This is a genomic window from Acidovorax delafieldii 2AN (genome assembly GCF_000175235.1).
GTDB classification, from domain to species: domain Bacteria; phylum Pseudomonadota; class Gammaproteobacteria; order Burkholderiales; family Burkholderiaceae_C; genus Acidovorax; species Acidovorax delafieldii_B.
The window spans coordinates 1-1,154 of record NZ_ACQT01000526.1 but is presented as its reverse complement, the minus strand read 5'-3'; the positions used below and the strand labels follow the sequence as shown (position 1 = coordinate 1,154).

1 protein-coding gene and 1 pseudogene are annotated in these 1,154 nt (G+C 68.3%); one reads left to right on the top strand and one right to left on the bottom strand.

The window, feature by feature from the left end; translation table 11 throughout:
* Positions 1 to 132: pseudogene (locus ACDELDRAFT_RS24810) on the bottom strand (AraC family transcriptional regulator); the annotation flags it as partial.
* Between the two features lie 65 nt (positions 133 to 197).
* Here ACDELDRAFT_RS24810 and ACDELDRAFT_RS22790 point away from each other — a divergent pair.
* The coding region (locus ACDELDRAFT_RS22790) for an MFS transporter (RefSeq protein ID WP_085943626.1) at positions 198 to 1,154 on the top strand (957 nt) is incomplete at its 3' end.

Sequence of the window (1,154 nt, the reverse complement as noted above, 5' to 3'; positions counted from 1 at the left end):
GCGCACCTTGGCGCGCACCGGGCGCTGCGCGCTCGGCACGAACAGGTGCGGCGTGAGCGAATCCACGTACGACAGCGCCCGGCGCGCGCGCGGCGCCTGCGCAATGGCCGGGGGCGGTTCTGCTTTTGGCATGTTGGCGATAGAAATTGGCTCACTATCGTAAACCTGCCGCACAGGTCTTGCCTAAGATCATGGCCATGACCCAACCATTGCCTGGCGCATCCGGCGCCCCACCCTTGCGGCAGGACGCCCGCACCATCGGCCTCATCGGCCTGGCGCATGGCAGTTCGCACTTCTTTCACATGCTGCTGCCGCCCCTGTTTCCGTGGCTGATTGGCGAGTTCGGCTTCAGCTATTCCGAGCTGGGCCTGCTGGTCTCGGTGTTCTTCGTGGTATCGGGCGTGGGGCAGGCGCTGTCGGGCTTCCTGGTGGACCGCGTGGGCGCGCGGCCGGTGATGTTCTTTGCGCTGTCGAGTTTTGCGGCCGCCGGACTGGCTGCGGGCACCGCGCAGGGCTACACGGGCCTGCTGCTGGCGGCGGCTCTGGCCGGGCTGGGCAATGCGCCGTTCCACCCGGTGGACTTCACCATCCTGAACAAGCGTGTGTCGCCCCAGCGCCTGGGCCATGGCTTCTCGGTGCACGGCATCAGCGGCAACCTGGGCTGGGCCACCGCGCCCGTGTTCATGGCGGGCATTGCCACGGCCACGGGCTCGTGGCGTGCGGCTTGCCTGTGCGGCGCGCTGCTGGCCCTCACGGTGCTGGCCATCATGGTGTGGAACCGTGATGCCATTGACGACCGCCAGGGTGCCTGGGCGCACCAGGCCAAGGGCGCTGCGGGCGCCGTGGCGCAGGAGCACCCGATGGCCTTCCTCAAGCTGCCGTCGGTGTGGCTGTGCTTCTCGTTCTTTTTCTGGAGCACCTGTGCCCTGAGCGCTATCCAGAGCTTTGCCAGCCCTGCGCTGCAGTCCATGTACGGCCTGCCGCTCAGCGTGACGGCCCTGGTGGTCACCGGCTACATGCTGTGCGGTGCGGCAGGCATGGTGGTGGGGGGCTTCCTGGTGGGCCGCGTGGTGCGGCTGGAAAAGGTGATTTCGGTGTGCCTGCTGGCATCGGCCGCGCTGCTGGTGCTGGTGGGCACGGGATGGCTGCCGGGC